This is a genomic window from Streptomyces sp. NPDC017202, assembly GCF_044331705.1.
Lineage (GTDB): Bacteria > Actinomycetota > Actinomycetes > Streptomycetales > Streptomycetaceae > Streptomyces.
In genome coordinates, this window is record NZ_JBIRNP010000002.1 from 306671 (window position 1) to 332167 (window position 25497).

Genomic DNA, 25497 nt, shown 5'->3' on the forward strand with positions numbered 1-25497 from the left:
ACCGCAAGTCGGGGTGGTAGGGCCCAACCGCTACTTGCGGTTGTAGAGGCGCATCGTGACGGGCCCGAAGACCAGTAGGAACACTCCCGCCCAGCCCAGGGACCAGGCGACCTCGGCGGCCGGCCAGTCGCCGGCCATCAGCCCGCGCACCGCGGACGCGAGGTGGGTGACCGGGCTGTTGTTCACGAACGCCTGGAGCCAGCCCGGCATGGTCCTCGGGTCGACGAACACGTTGGACAGGAAGGTCAGCGGGAAGATCACCATCATGCTGACGCCCATCACCGACTTCTCGGTGCGCAGCAGCAGACCGAACATGGTCCAGATCCACGAGAACGCGAACGAGAAGACGATCAGCAGGGCGACGCCGGCGAGGACCCCGAGGACCCCGCCGTCCGCCCGGTAGCCGAGGATCATGCCGACGGTGAGCATCACCACGGACGCGATGGCGTAGCGCAGGGCGTCTCCGAGGAGGTAGCCGACCATCGTCGACGGCCGCCAGATCGGCAGCGAGCGGAACCGGTCGAAGACGCCCTTCTCGATGTCCGTGTTCACCGACACGCCCGTGTACATGGTGATCATCACGACCGACATCACGAGGATGCCGGGCAGCAGGAACTGGATGTACTCCTCGGGCGACCCGGCCAGTGCGCCCCCGAAGAGGTACGTGTACATCAGCACCATCATGATCGGGAACGCCGTGACGTCGAACAGCTGCTCCGGCACGTGTTTGATCTTGAGGCCGGCCCGCCAGCCGAAGGTGAGGGAGGCCGACCAGGCGCTCGGCCGCCGCGGGCGCTTTTCGGCGACCAGCAGTGCCGCGAGGGAGTCGGCGCGGACCGGTGCGAGGTCGCGGGTCTCGTTCGTCGTCGCGGTGCTCATGCGGCCACCTCGTCGTTCAGGGCGTCGTCCGCCTGGGTGTCGTGTCCGGTGAGGGCGAGGAAGACCTCGTCCAGGCTGGGCTGGCCCAGCGAGAAGTTGTCGACGGTGACACCGGCCCTGGCCAGCTCGGCCAAGGCCCGGGCGGCCTGCTCGGCGGCCGTGTCGCCGGCCGTCGCCGCCAGCCGGGCCGTCAGGGCCACCGGGTCGGGGTCGTGCTGCACCAGCGCGCCCAGGACCCTGCTCAGCACCTCGGCGGCCTGTCGGCGCTGTGCGGCGTCCCGCAGCCGCAGATGGACGGACCCGGCGCCCACGGACGCCTTCAGCTCGCCCTTCGTGCCTTCGGCGATCACCTTGCCGCGGTCGATGACGGCGATGCGGGACGCCAGCTGGTCGGCCTCGTCCAGGTACTGCGTGGTCAGCAGCACGGTGGTGCCCTGCGCGACCACCGCTCGCACGATGTCCCACACCTGGTTGCGGCTGCGCGGATCGAGCCCGGTCGTCGGCTCGTCGAGGAAGAGCAGGTCGGGCGTGCTGAGGAGGGACGCGGCGATGTCGATACGGCGGCGCATGCCGCCCGAGTAGTGCTTGACCTGTTTCGAGGCCGCGTCGGTGAGCCCGAAGGCCTCCAGCAGCTGCGCGGACCGCTCGCGCGCGGCCTTCTTGGCGTGCCCGAGGAGCCGGGCCAGCAGCACCAGGTTCTCGGCGCCGGTGAGGTCCTCGTCCACGGACGCGTACTGCCCGGTGAGGCTGACCAGGCCGCGCACCGTGTCGGCCTCGTGGACGACGTCGTGGCCGAAGACGTGGGCCTGGCCGCCGTCGGGTCGCAGCAGGGTGGCGAGGATCTTCACGGTGGTGGTCTTGCCCGCGCCGTTGGGGCCGAGGACGCCGTAGACGGTGCCGGCGGGGACGGCGAGGTCCACGCCGTCCACGGCCCTGGTCCCGCCGAACGTCTTCACCAGGCCCGCGGTCTCGATCGCCAGGCCGGCGGTGTGCTGGCTCATGGTGGGGTGTTCCTTCCGCGCATGTGGGTGATGCAGGGGAGACCCCCACCGTCGCGCGAACTCATCGGTCGCGCACCGGGTTCTCGCCACGGACCGGCCCGGCGGGCGGGACGGCCGCGACCGGCCACCGCGGGGTAGCGTCGCTCTCATGCATGCGATCACGATTCCCGAACCTGGTGGTCCCGAGGCGCTGGTGTGGGACGAGGTCCCCGATCCCGTACCCGGCGAGGGCGAGGTCCTGGTCGAGGTGGTGGCCAGTGCCGTCAACCGTGCCGACGTCCTCCAGCGGCAGGGCTTCTACAACCCGCCGCCGGGGGCCTCGCCCTACCCCGGCCTGGAGTGCTCCGGCCGGATCGCCGCGCTCGGCCCCGGCGTCTCCGGCTGGGCCGTCGGCGACGAGGTGTGCGCTCTGCTCGCGGGCGGCGGATACGCCGAGAAGGTCGCCGTACCGGCCGGACAACTGCTGCCGGTGCCCCAAGGGGTCGACCTCGTGCGGGCCGCGGCGCTGCCCGAGGTGGCCTGCACGGTCTGGTCGAACGTCTTCATGATCTCCCACCTCCGTCCCGGCGAGACGCTGCTGGTGCACGGCGGCTCCAGTGGCATCGGCACGATGGCGATCCAGCTGGCCAAGGCCGTCGGCGCCACGGTCGCCGTCACCGCGGGCAGCGCGGAGAAACTGGCACGGTGCGCCGAGCTGGGCGCGGACATCCTGATCAACTACCGCGAGCAGGACTTCGTCGCCGAGATCGGGAAGGCCACCGACGGCGCCGGCGCCGATGTCATCCTCGACAACATGGGTGCCAAGTACCTGGACCGCAACGTCCAGAGCCTGGCCGTCAACGGCCGGCTGGCGATCATCGGCATGCAGGGCGGCGTCAAGGGCGAGCTGAACATCGGCGCGCTCCTCGGCAAGCGTGCCGCGATCAGCGCGACCTCGCTGCGGGCCCGCCCCCTCGGCGAGAAGACGTCGATCGTCGCGGCCGTACGCGAACACGTCTGGCCGCTGCTCGCCGCCGGCCAGGTCCGTCCCGTCGTGGACCGCGAACTCCCGATGAGCGACGCGGCCGCGGCGCACCGGGTCGTCGAGGACAGCGGGCACGTCGGCAAGGTCCTGCTCGTCGCCCGCTGAACCGGCACCGCAGGGCCTCGGTGCTTCTCGTGGGGATCGGGCCGGGCTCCGGCCCGATCCCCACGACAGGCCCTAACCGCGGCGCAGCCGCAGGCCGAGGAAGGCGAGGCCGAGGCCCATGCCGATGAGGACCAGACCGCTGCCGAGGGGCAGGATCCGCAGCATCCGTCCGACGGGCCGTTCCTCCGCGGCTTCGGCCTGCCGCACGGCCCGCGACGACGGGGAGGGGACGAGCCCGGCCTCGTCCGGGGCGGTCGTCCCCCCGGCCGCCGTCTCGGCCGGCTCCTCGTCGTAGCCCTCCTCGTCACCGGAGCCCGAGTCCTCGTCGACCGCCTCGGGGTCCGTTCCGGCCTCCTCCTCGGTGCGGCCGGGACGTGCCCGCCCCTCCCCGGCCCGGCTTCCGGCCCGGTCGGGCACCGAGGCCGAGGCGGATGGCGACGCCGTCGGGGACGCCGCCACGGGGACGGACGACGGCTGGCCGGCTGACGGCGGGACGCGGTCGTGCCCGGCAGCCTGCGAGGGCGTCGAGACGGGACGCCCGTACGCCGGACGGGTCCCGCGCCCCGGATCTGTCCCGCGCGCCGGATCGGTCTCGCGCCCCGGACCGGGACCGTGCGTCCCTCCAGGGCCGTGTGTTCCTCCGGGACCGTGCGTCTCTCCGGGACCGTGCGTCGAGCCACGGCCGGAGGCCGCCCTGCTCCCGTCCGACGACCGGCTTCCCTCCGACGACCGGCTTCCCTCCGACGACCGGCTTCCCTCCGACGACCGGCTTCCCTCCGACGACCGGTTCCCGTCCGCCGCCCTGCTCCCGTACGCCGTCCCGGAGCCGTACGCCGGTGCCGCCGCGTCCGCCCGCACACCCCCGTACGGCAGCACGACCACCAGCAACCCCGTCCCCACTCCCACCCCGCACAGCCCCCGCCGCCATGGAGTCACGCCCGTGACCCCCTCCCGGTGTTCAGTCTTCGCGAAATTCGTCACAAAATGAGGCCACAAGCCTCACATGACGGATTGCTCATCGCATTCCGGACTGCGCTGAACGGGAAAACGGGGGATCGCCCTTCACGGGGGGCGCCACGGTGATGAGGTGTACGGGTGCGAGAGAATGGCGGCATGGAGATGCCGAGGAACGAACGGTCGCCGGAGAACGCCCAGAAGATCCTGGTCGTAGGCCAGGACGGCATGGCTCTCGGTGGCATCGACGCGGACGACGACTCCCGTGAGATCCCCGTGACCGAGCAGGTCGAGCAGCCGGCGAAGGTCATGCGGATCGGCAGCATGATCAAGCAGCTGCTGGAGGAGGTGCGGGCGGCCCCCCTCGACGAGGCCAGCCGCGTCCGTCTCAAGGAGATCCACTCGAGCTCGGTGAAGGAGCTGGAGGACGGCCTGGCGCCGGAACTGGTCGAGGAGCTGGAGCGGCTCTCCCTGCCGTTCACCGAGGAGTCGACCCCGAGCGACGCGGAACTGCGGATCGCACAGGCCCAGTTGGTGGGCTGGCTGGAGGGCCTGTTCCACGGCATCCAGACCACGCTGTTCGCCCAGCAGATGGCCGCGCGGGCTCAGTTGGAGCAGATGCGCCGCGCCCTGCCGCCGGGAGTGGGCGGTCCGGAGGGCCCCGACGACCCGCGCGCGGGCGGCCGTTCGGGCGGCCCCTACCTGTAGGGCCCCGCCCGAGGATCCGGTCCGAACCGATCACATCCGTACCGACGAGGAGAAGGGCCCGGCGACCGACGCCGGGCCCTTCTCGGTTGCGCGGGGGTCAGGACGGCGGGTTGCCCGTGGAGACGCTCAGTTCGATCTCCGGCATGTCCTCCGGGTCGACGTCCGTCCCGGCGGACGGGAACTGGTCCATGACCGTGCCGTCGCCGTAGGTGTTCTCGTCCTGGTCCTTCGTCTTGATCGACCAACCGGCTGCCTGGAAGCAGGCCTTGACCGAGTCGATGTTCTTGAACTTGAAGCTGGGGACCCGGATCTTCTCGGGGTCGTTGTACGACTCCTGCGGCTCCGTGCACTCGGTCGTGTCGATCGTCCTGGACGTGTCCGGCCCCCGGTAACCGGAGGCCTTCGTCGACGAGGCGGAGGCGATGGTGACGGGCTCGCCGCCCTCGTCGCCACCGCTGCCGTCGGAGGCGAGGGTGCCGATCAGGGCGCCGACGGTCGCGACGGCCACGATCGCCGAACCGACGAGCACTCCCGCGTTGCTCCTGCGCCCGCCGCCCGGCGCTCCCGAGGCCTGCTGGTTCACGGGGTACCCGGGCGGGGTCTGCGGACCCTGCTGGTGGCCGTAGGCCGGAGCGGGCGTCCGGTAGCCCTGCTGCGGATAGCCGTACGACGGGGCGGGCGTCGAGGGCGTGCCGTACGGGTTGGGCGTCGGGGCCGGCTGGTACGGCGTCTGGACGTTGCCCGCCGGGGTCTGGGGGTTCTGGCCGACCGGCGGGAACACCGCGGAGCCGACGCCCGAGCCGCTCTGCGCGGGGGTGCCGGGCACGATGCTCGGCGGCGCGGGCTGGAGGGAGGTCGCGACGCGCAGGCACTCGTCGCGCATGGCGACGGCGGTGGGGAAGCGTTCGTTCGGGTTCTTCTTCAGCGCGCGGGCGACCAGCGCGTCGACGGCCGGCGGCAGCGCGCGGTTGATGGAGGACGGAGCCACCGGCTCCTCCTGCACGTGCGCGTACGCGATCGCCAGCGGCGAGTCGGCATCGAACGGCAGCCGTCCGGTGACCAGTTGGAAGAGCATGATGCCGACCGAGTACAGGTCGGAGCGGGCGTCCACGCCGCGACCGAGGGCCTGTTCGGGCGAGAGGTACTGCGGGGTGCCGACGACCATGCCGGTCTGCGTCATCGAGGTGACCCCGGACTGCATCGCGCGCGCGATGCCGAAGTCCATCACCTTGACGACGCCGCGCTTGGTCATCATCACGTTGCCCGGCTTGATGTCGCGGTGGACCAGGCCCATCTCGTGGCTGATCTCCAGCGCGGCCAGGACGTCCGCGGTGATCTTCAGGGCCTTGTCGGCGGGCATCGCGCCCTGCCGCCGTACGTCCTCGTCGAGCACCGAGCCGAGCGGGCGGCCCTCGACGTACTCCATGACGATGTACGGCGTGGTCAGGCCGTCGACGTCGTCCTCGCCGGTGTCGAAGACCGAGACGATGTTGGTGTGGGTGAGCTTGGCCACGGCCTGGGCCTCGCGGCGGAAACGCTCGCGGAAGGCCTGTTCGCGGCCGAGTTCGGTGTGGAGCGTCTTGACCGCGACCTGCCGGTCGAGCACCGAGTCGTAGGCGAGGTGGACCGAGGCCATGCCGCCCTCGCCGAGCAAGTCGCGCAGCTGATAGCGGCCGCCGGCGAGCGCCCGCCCCGCGTACCGGCCCTGCGCGCCGTCCTGGCTCATTCTCTGCGTCCCCCGTCAGGCCCTCAGCGCTGCCGCTCGCCGTGGCTTGCCCATTGATCGAAAGTGCTATTCCCGGCCAAGTCTGCCCCAGGGCACCGACACGTCAAGCTCGGTGCCCGTTCCGTGACCGTACGCGCAAGAAGAGTCGCGGAAGCGTTACAGGTGCCGTACCGCCGGTGCACAGAATTTGCACGCCGGCGCGGAGTGCGGGTTTGATGGCCGATCCGTCTGGGTCCGATACCCGGGCTGATCCCGGACCGGCGGCTTGCGCGGAGGCTGTAGCGTGGCCGACGGAGACCGTGACAACACCGCGCGCACCGCGGGCAGAAACGACGGCGAGGACTGATGGCACAGCAGCAGCGCGCTCAGGGCCCGTCCGACCCCGAGGCGACTGGCGGCGGTATGTCAGATGCGCCGGAGATGTGGGGTAACGGCGGGCTTGTCGGAGACGGCCGTTACCGGCTGACCGGCAGACTCGGGCGGGGCGGCATGGCGGAGGTGTTCGCCGCCGAGGACGTGCGTCTCGGCCGTACCGTCGCGGTCAAGCTGCTGCGCGCCGACCTCGCCGAGGACCCGGTGTCCAAGGCCCGCTTCACGCGCGAGGCCCAGTCGGTGGCCGGCCTCAACCACCACGCGATCGTCGCCGTGTACGACTCCGGCGAGGACGTCGTCGGCGGCCAGAGCGTGCCGTACATCGTGATGGAGCTGGTCGAGGGGCGGACGATCCGCGACCTGCTCCTCAACGCCGAGGCGCCGGGTCCCGAGCAGGCCCTGATCATCGTCTCCGGGGTCCTGGAGGCGCTCGCCTACTCGCACCAGCACGGCATCGTGCACCGCGACATCAAGCCGGCGAACGTGATCATCACCGACAACGGCGCGGTGAAGGTGATGGACTTCGGCATCGCGCGCGCCCTGCACGGGGCGTCGACGACGATGACGCAGACCGGCATGGTGATGGGCACCCCGCAGTACCTCTCCCCGGAGCAGGCGCTCGGCAAGGCCGTCGACCACCGCTCCGACCTGTACGCCACCGGCTGCCTGCTGTACGAACTGCTCGCGCTGCGGCCGCCCTTCACCGGCGAGACCCCGCTGTCGGTGGTCTACCAGCACGTGCAGGACATCCCGGTGCCGCCGTCGCGGACCTCGGACGGCGTGTGCCCGCCGGAACTCGACGGCCTCGTCATGCGTTCTCTCGCCAAGGACCCCGACGACCGGTTCCAGACCGCGGAGGAGATGCGCGGCCTCATCCAGTACGGGCTCCAGATGCTGTACGAACAGGGCGCCCACACCGGCACCTGGAACACCGGTCCGGTCGGGACGGCCACCGGCGCGGGTGCCGCCGCGGCGGGCTTCGCGAGCACCAGCGTGCTGCCGCAGGGCACCGCCGGTTCCCACACCTCGCAGATCCCGCAGCCGATCCTGCCCGCGAGCTACGGCAACGGCGACGACGGCGGGTTCGAGGGACACGGCAACCAGGGCAACGGCCGCGGCAAGCTGTGGATCCTCGCCGTCCTCGCGGTGATCGCCATCGCCGCGGGCGTCGCGCTCGCGCTGAACACCAAGGGCGACGGCAGCGGCGGCGGCAGCGGGACCTCGACGTCGCCGAGCGCCACCCCGTCCGCCTCGGACGACAAGACGAGCGCGTCGCCGAGCGAGGAGCCGTCCGACGAGGCGTCGCAGGACACCTCCGAGGGCGGCAGCACCGGTTCGAACTCCGGGTCCAACTGGACGCCGTCGTACACGCCGTCGTACGAGCCGTCCCCGAGCTACAGCAACAAGCCGTCGGAGGAGCCGTCGGAACCGGCGACGAGCGACCCGGCACCGGAGGAGTCGAGCGACCCACCGGTGACGACCGATCCCGGCACCACCGACGGCGGCACGACCGACGGCGGCACGTCCCAGGGTGGCGGCACCGTCTCCGGCGTCACCACCGGCGGCAGTGCCGGGACGACCACCGGCTGACCCACCGCAGCGCCGGGCACGCGCGCGTGAGCTCCTTCTCGCGGGGCTCACGCGCGCGTGACCGTTTCCGGGTGCTCCCCGCCCGCGACCCTCAGTCCGTGAACGCGTCGCACACCGCGTCGTACTCCCGTGTCCACCACACCACGAGCGCGGAGGCGGCCGGGAACTGCGGGTCGGCGCGGGTGTCGCCGCGCTCGTAGTGCCAGCGCAGCATCCAGAAGTCGTTCAGGCGCTCCCACCACACCCGGTGCACGGCCGCCGCCAGCTCGCAGGACGTGGCCCCGGCGGCGCGCCGGTACGCGCGCGCGTAGGCCCGCGCCTTCGGCAGGTCGAGGGTGCCGTCGGGCCGGACGAAGAAGATCGCGGCGGCCCGTACGGCCTCCTCGGCGCGGGGCTGCACGCCGAGCCGGTCCCAGTCGACGATGGCGGCGGGCGCCTCCCCGCGGTAGAGCAGGTTGAACGGGTGGAAGTCGCCGTGCACCCAGCCGGCCGGGCCGGCGTGCGGGGGACGCCGGTCGGCGTGCCGTTCCAGCAGGGTGCGGCGTTCCAGGAGCCGGTGGCGGGCCAGTCCGTCGAAGGAGTCGGCGGGGCGGTGCCGGTGCACGCGCGCGAGGAGGTCGTCGATCAGGGCGAAGGTGTCGGCGGGTGCGGGGCTCTCGGCGGGAGCGGCGCGGGCCCGCGCGTGGGCCGGCATCACGCGTTCCAGGCTCGCGTGGACCACCCCCAGCAGTGCTCCCAGACGCCCGCACGCGCCGGGGGTGAGCTGGGCGCCGTGGCGGTGCCGGCCGTCGACCCAGGGGTGCAGGGCGTAGGCGTGGCCGCCGACGACGGCGACCGTGCGGCCGTCGCGGCCGGGCAGCGGGGGTGCGACCGGGACACCCAGGTCGGCGAGGCGCTGGGTGGCCCGGTGCTGACGGACGATCGAGGCCGGGTCGGCGGTGTCGGGATCGAAGTGGTGCTTGAGGAAGTAGCGGCCGCGGGTGGTGCGCAGTCGGTAGCCGCGGTTCAGCAGCCCCTGGTCGACGGGCTCGCAGGCGAGCGCGGAGCCGGCGGCGTAACGCCGGAGCAGGGCGCTCACGGGGGGCGCGTGGGTCATCAGGGGTGGTACACAGGAGCGCGGCACGCGCCGATGGTAGGGCACGCGGCGAGGCTGTGAGCTGGGCGTTGTCGCAGAAAGTCACCGACTGTCACAAGTGATCTCGGGTGGTCGGCTTGGGGTGCGCCTCGGCGGCGAAGCGGTCCCGGCGGGTGTCGCCCGTCGCGCGTGCGGTCGCTCGTCGCGGGGCGGCGGACGGCGTGCGTGCGGGCCGGCGGACGGCGTGCGTGCGGGCCGGCGGACGGCGTGCGTGCGGGGCGGCGGACGGCGTGCGTGCGGGGCGGCGGACGGCGTGCGTGCGGGGCGGCGGACGGCGTGCGTGCGGGCCTGCGGAGTGCCGTGGCCGGCCTTCCGGAAGGCGTGCCTGGGTGGGAACCGTGAAGAATTGTGGTTATTTGTCCGCATATGCATGCGGAGGCACTCCCGAACGGAAACTCTTCCCGTGACCTGGGTGCGCGGGATAACGTGCCGTTGCTCCGGCCTCCTGCAAGGCTGTGACCAGGCTCCTTCCGGACTTTGCCGATTTACTTGGAAATCCAAGCAAAAACGCAGGTCAAGGGGGGTTTCACAGAAATGTGTCGCACTGGGTAACGTGAGGCTTGCAGGGCGCTCGCCGGGGCACCTGTCACGCCTGTTCCGGCCGAGGGCACCCACCCCGTGCACGGGTCGAGGAACAGGTGAGCCGCACTGGTCACCCGGCAACCCCGGGGGCCGGACCGACGGAGGAGCACACGTGACCGTGGAGAGCACTGCCGCGCGCAAGCCGCGACGCAGCGCCGGAGGCAAGGCCGGCGCCACCGGCACCGGGACGGCGGCCGAGGCCACCGGCGCGGCGGCCAAGGCCACCGGCACCAAGCGCACCACCCGCACCAGCCGCGCCGCCGCCGGGAAAGGCACCGCCGAGCCCCAGCTCGTGCAGCTGCTGACGCCCGAGGGCGAGCGCGTGAAGAACGCCGAGTACGACCCGTACGTCGCCGACATCACGCCCGAGGAGCTGCGCGGTCTCTACCGCGACATGGTGCTCACCCGCCGCTTCGACGCCGAGGCCACCTCCCTCCAGCGCCAGGGCGAGCTGGGCCTGTGGGCCTCGCTGCTCGGCCAGGAGGCCGCCCAGATCGGCTCCGGCCGGGCCCTGCGCGACGACGACTACGTCTTCCCGACCTACCGCGAGCACGGCGTCGCCTGGTGCCGCGGTGTCGACCCGGCGAACCTGCTCGGCATGTTCCGCGGCGTCAACAACGGCGGCTGGGACCCCAACGGCAACAACTTCCACCTGTACACGATCGTCATCGGCTCCCAGACGCTGCACGCCACGGGCTACGCGATGGGCGTGGCCAAGGACGGCGCGGACTCGGCGGTCATCGCCTACTTCGGCGACGGCGCCTCCAGCCAGGGCGACGTGGCCGAGTCGTTCACCTTCTCCGCGGTCTACAACGCGCCGGTGGTGTTCTTCTGCCAGAACAACCAGTGGGCGATCTCCGAGCCGACCGAGAAGCAGACCCGCGTGCCGCTCTACCAGCGCGCCCAGGGCTACGGCTTCCCGGGCGTCCGCGTCGACGGCAACGACGTCCTCGGCTGCCTCGCGGTCACCAAGTGGGCGCTGGAGCGGGCCCGCAGGGGCGAGGGGCCGACCCTCGTCGAGGCGTACACGTACCGCATGGGTGCCCACACCACCTCCGACGACCCGACGCGTTACCGCCACGACGACGAGCGGGCGGCCTGGGAGGCGAAGGACCCGATCCTGCGCCTGCGCCGGTACCTGGAGGCCTCAAACCACACGGACGAGGGTTTCTTCGCGGAACTCGAGGCCGAGAGCGAGGCGTTGGGCAGGAGAGTGCGCGAAGCGGTCCGTTCCATGCCGGACCCGGACCACTTCGCCATCTTCGAGAACGTGTACGCGGACGGGCATGCGCTCGTCGACGAGGAGCGGGCCCAGTTCGCCGCCTACCAGGCGTCGTTCGCGGACTCTCCCGAGGGGGGCAACTGAGATGGCGGAGAAGATGGCCCTGGCCAAGGCGATCAACGAGTCGCTGCGCAAGGCCCTGGAGTCGGACCCCAAGGTACTCGTCATGGGTGAGGACGTCGGCAAGCTCGGCGGCGTGTTCCGGGTGACGGACGGCCTCCAGAAGGACTTCGGCGAGTCCCGCGTCATCGACACCCCGCTGGCCGAGTCGGGCATCGTGGGCACGGCGATCGGCCTGGCCCTGCGCGGCTACCGCCCGGTGGTGGAGATCCAGTTCGACGGCTTCGTCTTCCCGGCCTACGACCAGATCGTCACCCAGCTCGCGAAGATGCACGCGCGTGCGCTCGGCAAGGTCAAGATGCCGGTCGTCGTCCGCATCCCCTACGGCGGCGGCATCGGCGCCGTCGAGCACCACTCGGAGTCCCCCGAGTCGCTCTTCGCGCACGTGGCGGGCCTGAAGGTGGTCTCCCCGTCGAACGCCGGCGACGCCTACTGGATGATGCAGCAGGCCATCCAGAGCGACGACCCGGTGATCTTCTTCGAGCCCAAGCGGCGCTACTGGGACAAGGGCGAGGTCGACCCCGAGGCGATCCCCGGCCCCCTGCACAAGGCGCGGGTCGTCCGCGAGGGCACCGACCTGACCCTCGTCGCCTACGGCCCGATGGTCAAGCTCTGCCAGGAGGCCGCCGCCGCGGCCGCCGAGGAGGGCAAGAACCTGGAGGTCCTGGACCTGCGGTCGGTCTCCCCGCTCGACTTCGACACCGTCCAGGCCTCCGTGGAGAAGACCCGCCGTCTGGTCGTCGTCCACGAGGCGCCGGTGTTCTTCGGCTCGGGCGCGGAGATCGCGGCCCGGATCACGGAGCGCTGCTTCTACCACCTGGAGGCCCCGGTGCTCCGGGTCGGCGGCTACCACGCCCCGTACCCGCCGGCGCGTCTGGAAGAGGAGTACCTGCCGGGTCTTGACCGGGTACTCGACACCGTCGACCGCGCCCTGGCGTACTGAGGAGAGGGTCGTGACGACGATGACGGAAGCGTCCGTGCGCGAGTTCAAGATGCCCGACGTGGGCGAGGGACTCACCGAGGCCGAGATCCTCAAGTGGTACGTCCAGCCCGGCGACACGGTGACCGACGGCCAGGTGGTGTGCGAGGTCGAGACGGCCAAGGCGGCCGTCGAACTGCCCATCCCCTACGACGGTGTGGTGCGGGAGCTGCGGTTCCCCGAGGGCACCACGGTCGACGTGGGCGTGTCGATCATCGCGGTGGACGTGTCGGGCGGGTCGGCCCCGGCCGACGCCCCCGCCCCCGCTCCCACCCCCGCCGCGGAGCGGCAGCCCGAGGAGCCGAAGGCCGAGGGGTCCGGCCGCCAGCCGGTTCTCGTCGGTTACGGCGTGGCCGCGTCCTCCACCAAGCGCCGTCCGCGCAAGGGCGCCGAGATCCCGGCCCAGGAGCCGGCGGCGGCCTCCGTGTCCGTCCAGGCGGAACTGAACGGACACGGCACGGCCCCCGCGGCCGCCCCCGCCCCGGCCGCCCCCGCTCCCGCCGCCCCGGGCCAGGCCGCCGACCGGTCCCGCCCGCTGGCCAAGCCGCCCGTGCGCAAGCTGGCCAAGGACCTGGGCGTGGACCTCGCCTCGGTGGTCCCGTCCGGCCCGGACGGCATCGTCACCCGCGAGGACGTCCACGCCGCCGCGGCTTCCGCGCAGGCCCCGGCCCTGCCGACGGCACCGGAGCCCGTGCCGGCGGCCGCCCCGGCGCCGGCCACCGCCCCCGCCCAGGCCCCGGCCGCCTCGTACGACACGGCACGCGAGACCCGTGTCCCGATCAAGGGCGTCCGCAAGGCGACGGCGGCGGCGATGGTGGGCTCGGCGTTCACGGCGCCCCACGTCACCGAGTTCGTGACGGTCGACGTCACGCGCACGATGAAGCTCGTCGAGGAACTCAAGCGGGACCCCGACAAGTACGGGATGCAGGGCCTGCGGGTCAACCCGCTCCTGCTGATCGCCAAGGCCCTGCTGGTCGCCATCAGGCGCAACCCGGACGTCAACGCGTCCTGGGACGAGGCCAACCAGGAGATCGTGCGCAAGCACTACGTCAACCTGGGCATCGCGGCCGCGACCCCGCGCGGGCTGATCGTGCCGAACATCAAGGACGCCCACGACAAGACGCTGCCGCAGCTGGCCGAGGCGCTCGGCGAGCTGGTGGCGACGGCGCGCGAGGGCAGGACGTCCCCGGCGGCCATGCAGGGCGGCACGGTGACCATCACCAACGTCGGCGTCTTCGGCGTCGACACCGGTACGCCGATCCTCAACCCCGGCGAGTCCGCGATCCTCGCGGTCGGCTCGATCAAGCTCCAGCCGTGGGTCCACAAGGGCAAGGTGAAGCCGCGTCAGGTCGCCACGCTGGCGCTGAGCTTCGACCACCGCCTGGTCGACGGCGAACTGGGCTCCAAGGTGCTCGCCGACGTGGCGGCCGTCCTGGAGCAGCCGAAGAGACTGATCACCTGGGGCTGACCCGCGCACACCCCGTCCGCAGGAGCCGCGCACCCGAACGACGGGGGCGCGGCCTCCCGCGGAGGCGGAGACGGCGGCGAGCGTGCCCGCGTGACCCGAACCGCCGGCACGCCCGGCCGGAGCCGCAGGGCGCGCCGGCGGTTCGGGTCACGCGGGCACGTGGACGGACGACACGCGGCTGGCGACCAGGCGTTCCCGCTCCCGGCGGGCCGCGCGTGAGCGCAACCGCAGGATCTGGCTGACCCCGAGCGCCTGGAGCACGAACACCGAGGAGAAGGCGATCCGGTAGTCGTCGCCGGTCGCGTCCAGCAGGACGCCGATCGCGAACAGGGTCGACATGGAGGCGACGAACCCGCCCATGTTGGTGATGCCGGACGCGGTGCCCTGCCGCTCCGGCGGATTCGCGGGCCGCGCGAAGTCGAAGCCGAGCATCGACGCCGGTCCGCAGGCGCCCAGCACCGTGCACAGCGCGACGAGCAGCCACATCGGCGCGTGCTCGCCGGGGTAGGCCAGCGTGGCCGCCCACAGCAGCGCGGTCGCCCCGACCGTGCCGAGCGTCAGGGGGAGCCGCGCCCCGTGGTGCCGGGCGACGACCTGGCCGTAGACGAGTCCGACGGCCATGTTGGACAGGACGACCAGGGTCAGCAGTTCACCGGCCGTGGCGCGGCTGAGGCCCTGCGCCTCGACGAGGAACGGCATGCCCCACAGCAGCAGGAACACCATCGCCGGGAACTGGGTGGTGAAGTGCACCCACAGGCCCAGCCGTGTCCCCGGCTCCCGCCAGGACGCGGCGACCTGCCGCCGTACGTAGGCGGCGCCCCGGTGCGGGAACGGCTGGGGCTCGTGGCCCTCGGGGTGGTCCTTCAGGAACAGCAGGAGCAGGACGAGGACGACGACCCCGGCGAGCGCGCTGCCCGCGAACGCGGCCGTCCAGCCGATGCCGTGCAGCAGCCGGGCCAGGAGCAGGGTGGAGACCAGGTTGCCCGCCATGCCGGCCAGGCCCGCGAGCTGCGCGACGAGGGGGCCGCGCCGGGCCGGGAACCAGCGGGTGCCGAGCCGCAGCACACTGATGAACGTCATCGCGTCGCCGCAGCCGAGCAGCGCGCGCGAGGCGAGGGCGGTGCCGTAGGTGGGGGAGAAGGCGAAGCCGAGCTGTCCGGCGGTGAACAGGACGACGCCGATGGCCAGCACCTTCTTGGTGCCGAGCCGGTCGACGAGCAGTCCGACGGGTATCTGCATGCCGGCGTAGACCAGCAGTTGGAGGATCGAGAAGGTCGACAGGGCGGAGGCGTTCACGTCGAAGCGGTCGGCGGCGTCGAGGCCGGCCACCCCGAGGGACGTACGGAAGATGACGGCGACGAAGTAGACGGAGACGCCGATCCCCCAGACGGCTGCCGCGCGCCGTCCGCCTGGGGGTGCCCCCTCCGGGGGAGGGTCACCCGGCAGGGTGATGGTGCTCATCGGACCTCCCCCCGTGCCAGGTGCGAGAACCAGCCGACGTGCCGGTGAACGATCCCCACGGCCGCCTCCGCGTCGCCGGAGCGCAGGGCCCGGAGCATCTCCTCGTGCTCGGCGAGGGTCTTGGCGATCCGGTCGGGGTGGGAGTGCATCACGGCGACGCCCATCCGCAGCTGGCGGTCGCGCAGCTGGTCGTAGAGCCGGGACAGGATCTCGTTGCCGCCGCTGCGGACGATCTCGGCGTGGAAACAGCGGTCGGTGACGGCGGCCCCGGCGAGGTCACCGGCGGCGGCCTGCGCCTTCTGCTGCGCCAGGAGTTCCTCGAGCCGCCGGATCAGCCCGGCGGGGGCGGGGACGGCCTTGCGTGCCGCGTGCTCCTCCACCAGCAGCCGGGTCTCCACGACGTCCTTGATCTCCTGTGCGGAGACCGGCAGGACCAGGGCGCCCTTCTTCGGGTAGAGCTTGAGCAGCCCCTCGGCCTCCAGACGCAGCAGTGCTTCGCGTACCGGTGTCCGCGAGACCCCGACGGCCTCGGCCAGCTCGCCCTCGGTGAGGAGGGCGCCGCCCTCGTAACGGCGTTCCAGGACACCCTGTTTGACGTGCGCGTAGACGCGTTCGGCTGCGGGAGGCTGCTTGACGGGCGGGGGCGCTGCGGAAGGCATGCGGACAGCATAGATACAACAGGTGTGCAAGACGGGGGCGGGTCCAGCATGCGGAACGGACGTCCGTCCGGTGTCCGCGCGGACCGGGGTGAGGGGCGGGTCCGGAATTCCTCGCAGCGGACGCACAACCATCTGTGCTACTTACGTGTCACACACATGCGGCCCCTTCTGCTTTCCCCTCCAACTCGGCCGCACCGCAGGGGCATTCGACGTAATCGGGGTATTTCAGTTGATAACCGCCATCAAGGGGTTCCGGGTTCGCAGGGCCGCAGCCGTCGCCGTCACGGCCGGCACGATGCTCGCGACCGGCGTCCTCACCGCGGCGCCCGCGCAGGCTGTCACGACGCCCACCATCACCGCCAAGGGCGCGTACCTGATGAACAGCGCGACCGGCGCGACGCTCTACGGCAAGTTGCCCGACTACAAGAGGCTCACCGCCTCCACCACGAAGGTCATGACCGCGAAGGTCGTGCTCTCGCAGTCGAACCTGAACCTCGACACCAGGGTCACGGTCAGGAAAGAGGTCAGCGACTACATGGTCCGCGAGGGTTACCCCTCGTCGGCCAGGCTGATCGTCGGTGACAAGGTCACCGTCCGTCAGCTGCTGTACGGGATGATGCTGCCGTCCGGCTGCGACGCGGCGATGGTCCTCGCCGACAAGTTCGGCACCGGCACGACCGTCGCGGCCCGCACCAAGAACTTCATCGCCAAGATGAACACCACGGCCAAGAACCTGGGCATGACGAACACGCACTTCGACTCGTTCGACGGCCTCAGCAACGGCTCCAACTACTCGACGCCGCGCGACCTGACCAAGCTCGCCCGCAGCGTGATGAAGAGCTCCACGTTCAAGGCGGTCGTGAAGACCAAGGCCTACACGGCGAAGACGATCACCAAGACCGGCGCCACCCGCACCATGGGTACCTGGACCAACACCAACACGCTGCTCGGCTGGAACGGCACGCTGGGCATCAAGACCGGCTCCGGCACCGAGGCCAAGTACTGCCTCATCTTCGCCGCCACGCTCAACGGCGAGTCGGTCGTGGGCACCGTCCTCACGGCCCCCGACGCGGTGAACCGCACGAACGACGTGAAGAAGCTCATCAACTACGGCTACGCCAAGATCAGCTGACGCCGGCACATCTGTGCGACGGGCCCGCCGTGATCCCCACGGCGGGCCCGTTCCTCTGCGGCCGCCGGGCGGCCACCTCGTCCGCGGCCGCCCCGGCGGCTACCTGGTCACCGCGAAGTTCCTGAGGATCGCCGCCGTCAGTTCCGGCTCGCCCTCGGCCTTCACGCGGTCCGCCACCGCCTCCGGGGTGACCCGGCCGCAGGCCAGGCGGACGTACGTCTCCCAGTCGAGGGAGAAGGAGGCGGCCGGGCCGAGCGCGGGGGCCGTCTCCAGCGTGCCGCGGCCCTGGATGTCGACGCGGATCGTGCGCAGGAACTCGACCGGCCCGTGGACGTCGAAGACGATCGCGGAGCTGCGCGGCGCGTCGGCCTTCTCGGCGACGACGGCCGGCAGCGCGTCGAGCAGCACGTCGCGGGCGACGTGCGCGCCGGGGGAGTCGAGGTTGCCGGGGTGGCCGAGGGCGGCGCGCAGGTCCTGCTCGTGCACCCACACGGCGAACGCGTGGTTGCGCATCGACTCCTCGAGGGTCAGCTCGGTGCCGAGGGGGCCGCGGACCATGGTGCCCGGCTGACGCGTCTCGTTCCGCAGCTGGCGGTTGCGGCGGATGATCATGAGTTCCAGCTCGGAGGTCATCTCCGGCGCCGTGTGGTGGCGGCGGACGTCGACCTGCATCTCCATGTAGCGCTGGAAGTCGTTCGTGACGTGGAACAGGTCGCGCGGGAGCGTGTGGATGGGGCGCGGGTCGCCGTACATCTCGCTGTCCAGGCCGATGACGTGCGAGACGAGGTCGCGGACCGACCAGCCGGGGCACGGCGTCCGCCTGTTCCACTCACCCTCGACAAGCGGCTGCACCAGCTCGGATATCGCTTCGATGGAGTGGGTCCAGGCGTCGGCGTAGGGCTGGAGGGTGGGATGCAGACTCACGGAACGGGACCCCTCGGCGGTCGGTACACGGGCGGGTGATGGCGGCGTTGCCAGCGGGAGGCGGCTCTCGGCGGTGTCTCGAAACGCTAAGTTACGCTGCTGTGAGGCACCCCGGCAGTGCTTTCGTGTGACGATCGTAGGCCCGTATGGACGGCTCGAATGCCAGGACGGTGGTAGTGTGCGCGCCTCTCTGCTCCAAATCGCCGTGGATGAGGGTGAATCGGCTGAATCGCGGCGGGGCCGGGTAGCGGCCCTGGTGCGGGATCAGGCCGGTGTCGCCGACCTGGTGGTCCTGCCCGAGCTGTGGACGACCGGCGCCTTCGCCCACGAGGAGTTCGCCGCCCGGGCCGAGCCGCTGGACGGGCCGACGCACGAGGCGATGGCCGAGGCGGCGAGCGACGCGGGCGTGTGGCTGCACGCGGGCTCGATCCCCGAACGGGCTCCCTCCGACGGCGGCTCCGCCGCGGGCCAGGGCGCCCTGTACAACACCTCGCTGGTCTTCTCCCCCTCCGGTGAGCTGGCCGCCTCGTACCGCAAGATCCACCGCTTCGGCTTCGACAAGGGCGAGGCCGTGCTGATGGGCGCGGGCCAGGACCTGGTGACGGTACGCCTGCCCGGCACGACCCTGGGCGTGGCCACCTGCTACGACCTCCGTTTCCCCGAACTCTTCCGCGGTCTCGTCGACGCCGGCGCCGAGATCCTGGTCGTCCCCGCGGGCTGGCCGGAGCGCCGCAGGGCGCACTGGACGCTGCTGGCCCAGGCGCGGGCGGTGGAGAACCAGGCGTTCGTGCTCGCGTGTGGAACGGCCGGGACGCACGCCGGGGTTCCGCAGGCGGGTCACTCGATCGTGGTCGATCCGTGGGGCGAGGTGCTGGCCGAGGCCGGGCCCGGCGAGGAGGTCCTCACCGTGGAGTTCGACCCGGCGAAGGTCGCGGCGACCAGGGAGCAGTTCCCGGCCCTGAAGGACCGGGTGCTGGGGCTGCGGCCACCGCCATCGCGCCGCTGACGACGCCGACGAGCCCGGGGGCCCGGACGCCTCGGCCCGCCCCCGCCCCAGCCCTCGCCCCCAGCCCCCACCCCTGGCCCTCCGGTCCGCGTCGGCCCTCCCGACCGCCTCGGTCCTCCCGGTCCTCCCGCCCCCGTACCTCCCGGCCTTCTCAGCTCTCCCGTCCCCCTGTCCCTCCTCCCTCCCGTCCCCTCAGTCCTCGCGTTCCTTCTCCGCCAGGTGGATCACGCACACCGCGACCGCGATCAGCAGCGCCGGATCGGCGTCGTCCCGGACGACGTCGACGCCGTACGTCTCACGCACGTGCAGCCAGCGCCGGGAGACGACGGCGAGCAGTTCGCCGTCGTACTCGACGGCGAACTCGCGGTCGAGGATCTTGCCGCTGACGTCCAGCACGGTGCGGCCGTCCGCCAGGGAGACGCGGTAGTGGTTGCGCAGCAGGGACAGCCGTTTGCGGCGGATGGTGGCCAGGGGCTCGCCGTCCCGTTCGATCACCATCGTGTCGCGCAGCGCGAACATCTTCTGGTGGATGTCGATCAGGACCCGCCCCTGGGTGTCCTTCAGTTCGAAGGTGTCCCGCAGACGGATCGCCTTGCCGTCGACGAGGAAGACCTTGTTGCCCCGGTCGTCCTCGATCCAGTAGTCGTCGCCGAAGCCGAGGATGCGGTCGCGCACGAGGAATCTCATGGCACTACGGCTTCCCCGCGGGGCCGCGCGGAACGCCGTCAGTAGCCCGACGGGCCGAGTGCCGCAGCCGGGTGGCACCCTTGATCCATGACCGACTCCGCACCCCGCCGTGTCCGTGTCCGCGCCCCCGAGCTCGTCGGCAGGGGCGGCTGGCTGAACACGGGTGGCAGGCAGTACAGCCTCGCCGACCTGCGGGGACGCATTCTCGTGCTGGATTTCTGGACGTTCTGCTGTGTGAACTGCCTGCACGTCCTGGACGAACTGCGGGAGCTGGAGGAGAAGCACCGGGACACCGTGGTCGTCATCGGGGTGCACTCGCCGAAGTTCGTCCACGAGGCGGAGCACGGGGCCGTGGTCGACGCCGTGGAGCGGTACGGCGTGGAGCACCCCGTGCTGGACGATCCGGAGCTGGCCACCTGGAAGCAGTACGCCGTGCGGGCCTGGCCGACGCTGGTGGTCGTCGACCCGGAGGGGTACGTCGTCGCCCAGCACGCCGGTGAGGGACATGTGCACGCCATCGAGCGCCTCGTGACGGAGCTGGAGGCGGAGCACGCCGCGAAGGGCACGCTGCGGCGCGGCGACGGACCGTACGTGGCGCCGGAGCCGGAGCCGACGGATCTGCGCTTCCCCGGCAAGGCGGTGCTGCTGCCGTCCGGGAACCTCCTGGTCAGCGACACCACACGGCATCAGCTCGTGGAGCTGGCGGCCGACGGGGAGAGCGTGGTGCGGCGGATCGGGTCAGGCGCGCGCGGCTTCGCCGACGGTCCGGCGGGGACGGCGGCCTTCAACGAGCCGCAGGGCCTGGCCCTGCTGGACGACTCCTCCGTGGTCGTCGCCGACACGGTCAACCACGCCCTGCGGCGCCTCGACCCGGAATCCGGCCGCGTCACCACCCTCGCGGGCACCGGACGGCAGTGGATGCAGGGCGCGCCGGACGCCGGCCCCGCGCGCGAGGTCGACCTCTCCTCCCCCTGGGACGTCGCCTGGTGGCGGGGCAAGGTGTGGATCGCCATGGCCGGCATCCACCAGCTGTGGACGTACGACCCCGCCGACCGGACGGTCTCCGTCGCCGCCGGCACCACCAACGAGGGGCTGGTCGACGGCCCCGCCGCCGAGGCCTGGTTCGCACAGCCCTCGGGGCTCGCGGCGACCGCCGACCGGCTCTGGCTGGCCGACTCCGAGACCTCCGCCCTGCGCTGGGTGGACCGGGACGGCGTCGTCCGCACCGCCGTGGGCACCGGCCTGTTCGACTTCGGGCACCGGGACGGCGCCGCCGGCCAGGCACTCCTGCAGCATCCGCTGGGCGTCACCGCGCTGCCGGACGGTTCGGTCGCCGTCTGCGACACCTACAACCACGCCCTGCGCCGCTACGACCCGGCGACGGGAGAGGTGACCACCCTGGCGACCGACCTGAGGGAGCCCAGCGGCGCCGTCCTCGTCGGGGAGGACATCGTCGTCGTGGAGTCGGCGCGGCACCGGCTGACCCGGCTCCGGCTGCCCGAGGAGGCGGTCGAGGTCGACGCCGTCGCCCACCGCACGCGGCGCGCCGCCACCGAGGTGGCGCCGGGCGGCCTGCGGCTGGACGTGATCTTCCGGGCGCCCGCAGGTCAGAAGCTCGACACCCGGTACGGCCCCGCCACCCGCCTGCTGGTCTCCGCGACCCCGCCCGAGCTGCTGCTCGCCGGGGAGGGCGCGGGCACCGACCTCTCGCGCGCGCTCGAGCTGAACCCGGCGGTGGCCGAAGGGGTCCTGCACGTCTCCGCGATGGCCGCGTCCTGCGACGACGACCCGTCGGTCGAGTATCCCGCCTGCCATGTCCACCAGCAGGACTGGGGTGTTCCGGTGACGCTCACCGGGAGCGGCGCCGACCGGCTGCCGTTGGTGCTGGCGGGCCTGGACGCCTGATCCCGGAGAGCGGTCACACGCCGTAGCCGTCGCCGTATCCGTCGCGGTGGTGGTGCCGTTCCGTCTCGACCACGGTCGTCGAGGCCGGGGGGACCATCACGCGGCGACGCCGGGCGATGCTGCTGAAGGTCGTCACGCCGATCAGGCCGACGATCATCAGAATGACGCCGACCAGGTCGACGTTGACGCCCTGCATGTCCCAGTCGGTCGCGAATGTGAGAATGGCTCCCACGGCGATGAGGATGATGCACCCGCCGAGGCCCATGATGTCGCCTCCCTGCTCGGTGTACCGGTCGTTCCGGTCACGGCAACCGGGTACCCCGGCGGGCAACTCCCATGCGAGAGCACATCCTTGGCCGACCGTTGGCTAACCCTCCAGGAACGCCACGAGCGCGTTGGCCAGCAGGTACGGGTCGTCCGCTCCGCTCAACTCCCGTGCGCTGTGCATGGACAGGATGGCCACGCCGATGTCGACGGTGCGGATGCCGTGCCGGGCCGCGGTGATGGGGCCGATGGTGGTGCCGCACGGCATGGAGTTGTTGGAGACGAACGACTGGAAGGGCACGCCCGCCTTCTCGCAGGCGGCGGCGAAGACGGCCCGGCCCGAACCGTCCGTGGCGTAGCGGTTGTTGACGTTGACCTTGAGGATCGGCCCGCCGTTGACGCGCGGGTGGTGCGTCGGGTCGTGCCGCTCCGCGTAGTTGGGGTGGACCGCGTGCCCGGTGTCCGAGGACAGGCAGACGGTGCCCGCGAAGGCCCGTGCCCGGTCCTCGTACGACCCGCCGCGCGCGAACACCGAACGCTCCAGCACCGTGCCCAGCAGCGGCCCGTCCGCCCCGGTGTCCGACTGCGAGCCGTTCTCCTCGTGGTCGAAGGCGGCGAGCACCGGGATGTACGGCAGATCCGCGCCGTTCGTCGCGACGGCCGCCAGGGCCGCCGTTCCCGCGTGCACGGACAGCAGGTTGTCCATGCGGGGGCCGGCGAGCAGCTCCTCGTCGCGGCCGAGGTAGGCGGGCGGTTCGACGGAGTGCACCATCAGGTCCCAGCCGGCGACCTCGCCCGCGGCCAGGCCGGACTCCTCTTCCAGGAAGGCGATCAGATCGCCGTCGCGGACGTCGCCGCCGAGGCCCCAGACGGGCTGGAGGTGCCGCTGCTTGTCCAGCTTGAGGCCGTCGGTGTTGACCGCCCGGTCGAGGTGGATCGCGAGCTGCGGCACCCGCAGCAGCGGCCGGCCGACGTCGACCAGGCGGGTCGAGCCGTCGCGCAGGGTGAGGCGGCCGGCCAGGCCCAGGTCGCGGTCGAGCCAGGAGTTGAGCAGCGGCCCGCCGTAGATCTCCACGGCGACCTGGCGCCAGCCGTGCGCACCGGTGTCGGGCAGCGGCTTGACGCGGAGGTTGGGCGAGTCGGTGTGTGCGCCGATGATCCGGAAGGGGGTGTGCGGCGCGGCGCCCTCGGGGACGTACCAGGCCACGATCGCGCCCCCGCGGAGCACGTACTTCCCGCCGCTCGTCCCTTCCCAGGCGTCCGTCTCGGCGACCTGGCGGAACCCTGCCTTCTCCAGCCGTTCGGCGGCGGTCGCCACGGCGTGGTACGGCGAGGGGCTCGCCGTCAGGAAGGACATGAGGTCGTCGGTGTGGCCGCGGTCGAAGCGGGAGGGTTCGCTCATGGGGTTCACCTTAACGACGGACGAAGGCCCGCTCCCGGTGATGGGGAGCGGGCCTTCGTGTGGACGGTGTGGAGTTCGGGCAACCGTGCCGAAGCGGACGAGCGCCGGTCCGGACGGTGCCCGCGGGCATGCGCACCGGCGTGTGCCGGTGCGTGTGCCGGGGGTCTAGAAGGCGGCCTCGTCCAGCTCCATCAGGTCCAGCTCGACGCCGGTGGCGATCTTGCGGGCCAGGGTGACGCCCGGCAGGACGTTGGCCGCGAAGAACTTCGCCGCGGCGATCTTGCCGGTGTAGAAGGCCACGTCCTTGGCGGAGGCGGTCTCCAGCTTCTCGGCGGCGATCGCGGCGCCCTTGAGCAGCAGGTAGCCCACGACGACGTCACCGGAGGCCATCAGCAGGCGGGTGGTGTTCAGGCCCACCTTGTAGATGTTCTTGACGTCCTGCTCGGTGGCCGCGAGGTCGGTCAGCATCAGGCCGACGATGGCCTCCAGCTCGACGGCGGCCTTGGCCAGGTGCTCGCGGGCGCCCGCCAGCTCCTCGCCGCCCGTGCCGAGCTCCAGGAACTTCTTGATGTCCTCGGCGAGGGAGTTCAGCGCGGCGCCCTGGTTGCGGACGATCTTCCGGAAGAAGAAGTCCTGGCCCTGGATCGCGGTGGTGCCCTCGTAGAGGGTGTCGATCTTGGCGTCGCGGATGTACTGCTCGATCGGGTACTCCTGGAGGAACCCGGAGCCGCCGAAGGTCTGGAGCGACTGGGCGAGCTGCTCGTAGCCCTTCTCGGAGCCGTAGCCCTTGACGATCGGCAGGAGCAGGTCGTTCAGGGCCTCCAGGGCGGCGGCGTCCTCGCCGGCCGCCTCCTTGACCTGGATCTCGTCCTGGATCGCGGCGGTGTGCAGCACCAGGGCGCGCATGCCCTCGGCGTACGCCTTCTGCGTCATGAGCGAGCGGCGCACGTCGGGGTGGTGGGTGATGGTGACCTTGGGCGCGGTCTTGTCCATGAAGTTCGCCAGGTCGGGGCCCTGGACGCGCTCCTTGGCGTACTCCAGCGCGTTCAGGTAGCCCGTCGAGAGCGTGGAGATGGCCTTCGTGCCGACCATCATGCGGGCGAACTCGATGATGCGGAACATCTGGCGGATGCCGTCGTGCTTGTCACCGATCAGCCAGCCCTTGGCGGGGTGGCGGTCGCCGAAGGTCATCTCGCAGGTGTTGGAGGCCTTGAGGCCCATCTTGTGCTCGACGTTGGTCGCGTACACGCCGTTGCGCTCGCCCAGCTCGCCGGTCTCGAAGTCGAACTCGTACTTCGGGACGAGGAAGAGGGACAGGCCCTTGGTGCCGGGGCCGGCGCCCTCGGGGCGGGCGAGGACGTAGTGGAGGATGTTCTCCGACATGTCGTGCTCACCGGAGGTGATGAAGCGCTTCACGCCCTCGATGTGCCAGGAGCCGTCCTCCTGCTGGACCGCCCTGGTGCGGCCGGCGCCGACGTCCGAGCCGGCGTCCGGCTCGGTGAGCACCATGGTGGAGCCCCACTGCTTGTCGACGGCGATCTTCGCGATGTGCTTCTGGACCTCGTTGCCCTCCTCGAAGAGGATGCCGGCGAAGGCGGGGCCCGAGGAGTACATCCACACGGCCGGGTTGGCGCCGAGCACCAGCTCCGCGTAGGCCCAGATCAGGGAGCGGGGCGTGGTGGTGCCGCCGATCTCCTCGGGCAGGCCGAGGCGCCAGTACTCGGAGTCCATGAAGGCCTGGTAGCTCTTCTTGAAGGACGCGGGGACCGGCGCGGTGTTGGTCTCCGGGTCGAAGACCGGCGGGTTGCGGTCGGCGTCCGCGAAGGACTCGGCCAGCTCGTTCTCCGAGAGGCGGGTCAGTTCTTCGAGGATGCTTTTCGCGGTCTCGGTGTCCATCTCCTCGAAGGGGCCGGTGCCGTACAGCTTGTCGCGCCCGAGTACTTCGAAGAGGTTGAACTCGATGTCGCGGAGATTCGACTTGTAGTGCCCCATGGCGACTGCGCTCCGTAGAGAGAGATCGGCGAGGCACTTGATCCTCGCGCTAGTTCACGTACTGACAAGTAGCTCCGATGATGCTACCCGTCGGTAATAAGGTGCAACCCCCACTCGGCCAAGTGTGAGAAGGGTCTACC

At 71.6% G+C, this 25497-nt stretch carries 21 protein-coding genes; 9 read left to right on the forward strand and 12 right to left on the reverse strand.

What is annotated here, in order from left to right:
- Positions 1-30: 30 nt before the first annotated feature.
- The gene (locus ACH4N1_RS05625) at positions 31-879 is read right to left on the reverse strand and encodes an ABC transporter permease (RefSeq protein WP_398094699.1); all 849 of its coding nucleotides are present in this window, start codon (positions 877-879) and stop codon (positions 31-33) included.
- Positions 876-1880 (reverse strand): ATP-binding cassette domain-containing protein, encoded by a 1005-nt coding sequence (locus ACH4N1_RS05630; RefSeq protein ID WP_398094701.1) that lies wholly within the window; start codon positions 1878-1880, stop codon positions 876-878. Before ACH4N1_RS05630 ends, ACH4N1_RS05625 begins: the two co-directional genes overlap by 4 nt.
- A gap of 148 nt (positions 1881-2028) precedes the next feature.
- Between ACH4N1_RS05630 and ACH4N1_RS05635 the strand changes: the two genes are divergently transcribed.
- Positions 2029-3009 carry an NAD(P)H-quinone oxidoreductase gene (locus ACH4N1_RS05635; RefSeq protein ID WP_398094703.1) on the forward strand — a complete coding sequence of 327 codons (981 nt, stop codon included), beginning with the start codon at positions 2029-2031 and terminating at the stop codon, positions 3007-3009.
- A gap of 72 nt (positions 3010-3081) precedes the next feature.
- On the opposite strand, the gene ACH4N1_RS05640 is transcribed toward ACH4N1_RS05635, so the two are convergent.
- Positions 3082-3426, reverse strand: a complete 345-nt coding sequence (locus ACH4N1_RS05640; protein ID WP_398094705.1) for a hypothetical protein — start codon at positions 3424-3426, stop codon at positions 3082-3084.
- Positions 3427-4122: 696 nt separating this feature from the next.
- Between ACH4N1_RS05640 and ACH4N1_RS05645 the strand changes: the two genes are divergently transcribed.
- Entirely contained in the window at positions 4123-4671 is a 549-nt protein-coding gene (locus ACH4N1_RS05645) for a bacterial proteasome activator family protein (RefSeq protein WP_366062467.1), read from the forward strand.
- Positions 4672-4768: 97 nt separating this feature from the next.
- On the opposite strand, the gene ACH4N1_RS05650 is transcribed toward ACH4N1_RS05645, so the two are convergent.
- Positions 4769-6397: a protein kinase gene (locus ACH4N1_RS05650; RefSeq protein WP_398094707.1), complete on the reverse strand. Its 1629-nt coding sequence runs from the start codon at positions 6395-6397 to the stop codon at positions 4769-4771.
- Positions 6398-6742: 345 nt separating this feature from the next.
- On the opposite strand from ACH4N1_RS05650, the gene ACH4N1_RS05655 reads away from it, so the two are divergent.
- Positions 6743-8359, forward strand: a complete 1617-nt coding sequence (locus ACH4N1_RS05655; protein ID WP_398094709.1) for a protein kinase — start codon at positions 6743-6745, stop codon at positions 8357-8359.
- 91 nt (positions 8360-8450) lie between these two features.
- Here ACH4N1_RS05655 and ACH4N1_RS05660 read toward each other — a convergent pair whose 3' ends face one another.
- Entirely contained in the window at positions 8451-9455 is a 1005-nt protein-coding gene (locus ACH4N1_RS05660; RefSeq protein ID WP_398094711.1) for a phosphotransferase, read from the reverse strand.
- 733 nt (positions 9456-10188) lie between these two features.
- On the opposite strand from ACH4N1_RS05660, the gene pdhA reads away from it, so the two are divergent.
- The 3 genes from pdhA to ACH4N1_RS05675 are packed head-to-tail and all read left to right on the forward strand — an operon-like array spanning position 10189 to position 13925.
- A complete protein-coding gene (gene pdhA / locus ACH4N1_RS05665; RefSeq protein WP_366062462.1) occupies positions 10189-11442 on the forward strand; it encodes a pyruvate dehydrogenase (acetyl-transferring) E1 component subunit alpha in 1254 nt (417 codons plus the stop codon).
- A gap of 1 nt (position 11443) precedes the next feature.
- Positions 11444-12421: an alpha-ketoacid dehydrogenase subunit beta gene (locus tag ACH4N1_RS05670; RefSeq protein ID WP_398094714.1), complete on the forward strand. Its 978-nt coding sequence runs from the start codon at positions 11444-11446 to the stop codon at positions 12419-12421.
- 10 nt (positions 12422-12431) lie between these two features.
- Positions 12432-13925 carry a dihydrolipoamide acetyltransferase family protein gene (locus tag ACH4N1_RS05675; RefSeq protein WP_398094715.1) on the forward strand — a complete coding sequence of 498 codons (1494 nt, stop codon included), beginning with the start codon at positions 12432-12434 and terminating at the stop codon, positions 13923-13925.
- Between the two features lie 147 nt (positions 13926-14072).
- Here the strand turns inward: ACH4N1_RS05675 and ACH4N1_RS05680 are convergent, their stop codons facing one another.
- Complete coding sequence (locus ACH4N1_RS05680) at positions 14073-15386, reverse strand: nitrate/nitrite transporter (RefSeq protein ID WP_398094716.1); 1314 nt, start codon at positions 15384-15386, stop codon at positions 14073-14075.
- Entirely contained in the window at positions 15383-16045 is a 663-nt protein-coding gene (locus ACH4N1_RS05685) for a GntR family transcriptional regulator (protein WP_398094718.1), read from the reverse strand. Before ACH4N1_RS05685 ends, ACH4N1_RS05680 begins: the two co-directional genes overlap by 4 nt.
- Before the next feature lie 229 nt (positions 16046-16274).
- Between ACH4N1_RS05685 and ACH4N1_RS05690 the strand changes: the two genes are divergently transcribed.
- Positions 16275-17177, forward strand: a complete 903-nt coding sequence (locus ACH4N1_RS05690; protein WP_398094719.1) for a D-alanyl-D-alanine carboxypeptidase family protein — start codon at positions 16275-16277, stop codon at positions 17175-17177.
- Positions 17178-17276: 99 nt separating this feature from the next.
- On the opposite strand, the gene ACH4N1_RS05695 is transcribed toward ACH4N1_RS05690, so the two are convergent.
- Positions 17277-18101, reverse strand: a complete 825-nt coding sequence (locus tag ACH4N1_RS05695) for a maleylpyruvate isomerase family mycothiol-dependent enzyme (protein WP_398094721.1) — start codon at positions 18099-18101, stop codon at positions 17277-17279.
- 178 nt (positions 18102-18279) lie between these two features.
- Here ACH4N1_RS05695 and ACH4N1_RS05700 point away from each other — a divergent pair, with 178 nt between their 5' ends.
- The gene (locus ACH4N1_RS05700; RefSeq protein WP_398094722.1) at positions 18280-19107 is read left to right on the forward strand and encodes a carbon-nitrogen family hydrolase; all 828 of its coding nucleotides are present in this window, start codon (positions 18280-18282) and stop codon (positions 19105-19107) included.
- A 192-nt stretch (positions 19108-19299) separates the two neighbouring features.
- Here ACH4N1_RS05700 and ACH4N1_RS05705 read toward each other — a convergent pair whose 3' ends face one another.
- On the reverse strand, positions 19300-19794 hold the full coding sequence (locus tag ACH4N1_RS05705) for an LURP-one-related/scramblase family protein (RefSeq protein ID WP_398094724.1): 495 nt from the start codon (positions 19792-19794) through the stop codon (positions 19300-19302).
- Between the two features lie 87 nt (positions 19795-19881).
- On the opposite strand from ACH4N1_RS05705, the gene ACH4N1_RS05710 reads away from it, so the two are divergent.
- Positions 19882-21699: an NHL domain-containing thioredoxin family protein gene (locus ACH4N1_RS05710; RefSeq protein ID WP_398094726.1), complete on the forward strand. Its 1818-nt coding sequence runs from the start codon at positions 19882-19884 to the stop codon at positions 21697-21699.
- 13 nt (positions 21700-21712) lie between these two features.
- Here ACH4N1_RS05710 and ACH4N1_RS05715 read toward each other — a convergent pair whose 3' ends face one another.
- The 3 genes from ACH4N1_RS05715 to ACH4N1_RS05725 all read right to left on the reverse strand — a co-directional run bounded on the left by ACH4N1_RS05715 (position 21713) and on the right by ACH4N1_RS05725 (position 25357).
- A complete protein-coding gene (locus ACH4N1_RS05715) occupies positions 21713-21964 on the reverse strand; it encodes a DUF6458 family protein (RefSeq protein WP_366062451.1) in 252 nt (83 codons plus the stop codon).
- Positions 21965-22066: 102 nt separating this feature from the next.
- Positions 22067-23365, reverse strand: coding sequence for a M18 family aminopeptidase (locus tag ACH4N1_RS05720; protein WP_398094727.1), 1299 nt, complete (start codon positions 23363-23365; stop codon positions 22067-22069).
- A gap of 165 nt (positions 23366-23530) precedes the next feature.
- A complete protein-coding gene (locus tag ACH4N1_RS05725) occupies positions 23531-25357 on the reverse strand; it encodes an acyl-CoA dehydrogenase (RefSeq protein ID WP_398094728.1) in 1827 nt (608 codons plus the stop codon).
- Between the last annotated feature and the right edge of the window lie 140 nt (positions 25358-25497).